2 protein-coding genes and 2 pseudogenes are annotated in these 2,737 nt (G+C 46.8%); 2 read left to right on the top strand and 2 right to left on the bottom strand.

Annotation, left to right across the window (positions count from 1 at the left end; all coding sequences use genetic code 11):
• Nucleotides 1-257 (bottom strand): annotated as a pseudogene (locus tag RMO84_RS05095) (nicotinate-nucleotide diphosphorylase (carboxylating)); the annotation flags it as partial.
• An 86-nt stretch (nucleotides 258-343) separates the two neighbouring features.
• On the bottom strand, nucleotides 344-823 hold the full coding sequence (locus RMO84_RS05090) for a Uma2 family endonuclease (protein ID WP_310487392.1): 480 nt from the start codon (nucleotides 821-823) through the stop codon (nucleotides 344-346).
• 194 nt (nucleotides 824-1,017) lie between these two features.
• Between RMO84_RS05090 and RMO84_RS05085 the strand changes: the two genes are divergently transcribed.
• The gene (locus RMO84_RS05085) at nucleotides 1,018-1,734 is read left to right on the top strand and encodes an aminotransferase class IV (protein ID WP_310487391.1); all 717 of its coding nucleotides are present in this window, start codon (nucleotides 1,018-1,020) and stop codon (nucleotides 1,732-1,734) included.
• A gap of 495 nt (nucleotides 1,735-2,229) precedes the next feature.
• A pseudogene (locus RMO84_RS05080) lies at nucleotides 2,230-2,709 on the top strand (ATP-dependent metallopeptidase FtsH/Yme1/Tma family protein); the annotation flags it as partial.
• Between the last annotated feature and the right edge of the window lie 28 nt (nucleotides 2,710-2,737).

Below are 2,737 nucleotides of genomic sequence, written 5' to 3'. Positions count from 1 at the left end.
GATTCCCCTGGGATACACGGCGAACCTTCAGCAACAAGCAGCTTGAATTTGGCTTGAGGGTTCAATAGTTCAAACACGCGTTTGGCCACTGGTAGAGCGGCAACTATCCCCGTTTCCTTAGCAATCCAGATTGCTGTAGCCACTCGATCTACATTTGGCAAACCCTGGGTACTGCGATCTGAGCGACCGATATCTTCATGGAGCCATTGAATCAAATGTGGATCGAGAACCAGCCAAGGGGGAAGAGTTGGAGCCATTAAGAGTTTTGGGGATTAGATGGTGAATAGCTTGCTGACATCGATCGGGATGTCAGGGCATGATAATGGCGATATATTTCCAGTGGTTAAACAGTTTCCGATTTATAAGTATCACTCTCTAGATCGCGAAATACAACTAATTCGGAAGCCTGTAAATTTACGACCCAATATTCTTGAATTCCGGCTGCTGCATACACTTGCTTTTTCTCATTGAGATCTTTACGCAGTGCTGTGTCGGCATACTCAATTAGCCAAAAAATATCGGCTGGATAAGGATGATGCGTGAGGTATTGACGGATAGGTGCGCGGACAATGGCAATATCTGGCTCTGGCTCAGAGTCATTAGGCAGCGTAATTGGATGAGCCTCGCGAACTTCGGCTCGATCGTCTAACAAAGTTCGGAGATATTTAATCGATTCGCTACAATAAACTGCATGAGGCATTCCCTCTGGTGGCATGTCTACAATGATTCCTTCTAGTAGCTCTACTCGTTTATCGTCCAGTAATCCTGTCTCGACTAATTGGTGATATTCGTCGATCGTCCATTTGGCGGTAGTAAGTGTCATCGCTGATGTCCTCGAACTCTCAACTATTTTAGCAAGCAGGTGGTATGTATTGGTATTGTGGGCGATCGATCGAGTCTCAAACCATCGAGTTAGCTATTAACGATCCAGGCTTATTATATGGAGCGACAGTTTTTACAACCTTCAGAACCGCTAGATCTGTGGGACTAGATCCCCGACTGTCTTGTCTCGATTCCATGGTCGGGACACCCGACCGGAGCGAGCCGCTTCTCGAAGAAGTCGGGGATCTGATGGGTTTAATGGAGCTACACTGCGATCGATTACGATGTTCGATCGAGGATTTCGGTTGGCATCATCCCGTCTGGGAACAGGTTCGATCGGGTGTGGAGTACCTAACTCCACGTTTCCCCGTATTGCGAATTACGATCTTTCCCGACGGACGCGAATTAATTACCGGACGAGATTTACCGCCTAACTTGGCAACTTGGCAACAAGAAGGTGTGACAGTAATAATTGCAGATGGACAATTCACTCGATTTCTACCCCAACACAAAACAGGTAATTATCTCGCTCCCTGGTTAGCTCTCCAACAAGCACGAAACAACAATATTCAAGAAGCGATCCTGACAAACGATCGCGGTGACTGGCTCGAAACTACGACAGGCAATCTTTGGGGCTATCGCGATGGCTGCTGGTATACACCGCCATTAAACGCGGGAATTTTACCAGGCATCGCTCGATCGCAAATTCTGGCACGACTCCAACGCGATAATCGATTGGTCTTAGAGATCGAGTGGAATCCAGAGTGGGTCAAAGATTTAGAAGCGATCGGCTACAGTAATTCAGTAGTTCGCTTTATCCCGATTCATACTGTCATCACTTCTATGGGTACTCTAAAGTATCTAGCCCAGCATCCAGCGATCGAAGAAGTTAGCTGGCTAGGGGCGAGTTAATTGGAGTAAATTTGGGTGAAGATCGAATACAGGAATAATGTTCGATCGGGATGCAAATACTCGGTCTATCGGCGATCGAATCCAATCATTCGGTAATCCACCTCACCCCACCTAATAGTGCGATCGCTCCGATGGGTAAACTAGAATATAGGACCTAGTCAATAGCGATCGAGTCATGGCTGACGGAGATCGCGGAGTAAAGGCAAAGCAAAACGCCAATGCTCAGTCCCCTAACACCTAAGCCACGAAAACTGTCAAATCTCAACTTTAATTTAAAAAACCCTATCAATAAAATGAGAGAAAGGTTAACATAAGTTAATAGAGAGATAAAATAAACCAAATTATCGCGCATGTGCGCTGGTCGGAATTCACCGACAGCTCAGTGCAGTCAGCAGATGGCGCAGACTGGAGGAAACGATGGTTGAGCGATTGGATCGAAACCAAGCCACGTCATAAGTTACCAGTCACCAAGTACTAATATAGGAGAACCTTCGAGTGAATAATAAGCGGTGGAGAAATGCCGGACTATACGTCCTTCTGGCAGTTGTGGCGATCGCTCTGGCAACAACCTTCTTGGAGAAGCCAGCCCCAGCCCAAAAAACTTTGAAATATAGCCAGTTTATCCAAGAGGTCAAACAGGGCGAAATCGAGAACGTAGGCTTGAGTGCCGATCGGTCTCGGGCATTGGTACAAGCTAAGGATGGTACCAAAGCGTTGGTTAACTTACCTCCCAACGATAATCAACTCGTCAACATTCTGACAGATAACGTCAAAGGTAACATTTACGTTCTCCCACAGAATGATGAGAGCGTCTGGTTCCGCGTCCTAAGTAGCTTATTCTTCCCAGTATTGTTACTGGTGGGTTTATTCTTCTTGCTCCGTCGCGCTCAGAGCGGCCCCGGCAACCAAGCAATGAACTTTGGTAAATCCAAAGCTCGCGTTCAAATGGAACCCCAAACTCAAGTTTCGCTTGGTCGATCCCAGCTACGTCACCAAAGGTAAC

This window comes from Chamaesiphon sp. VAR_69_metabat_338 (genome assembly GCF_031423935.1).
GTDB lineage: Bacteria > Cyanobacteriota > Cyanobacteriia > Cyanobacteriales > Chamaesiphonaceae > Chamaesiphon.
This window is presented reverse-complemented; position numbering and strand designations above follow the sequence as displayed.

Coding starts and splice junctions, on each gene's coding strand:
- RMO84_RS05090 (WP_310487392.1), bottom strand. CDS start 823: ATGACACTTACTACCGCCAAATGGACGATCGACGAATATCACCAATTA.
- RMO84_RS05085 (WP_310487391.1), top strand. CDS start 1,018: ATGGTCGGGACACCCGACCGGAGCGAGCCGCTTCTCGAAGAAGTCGGG.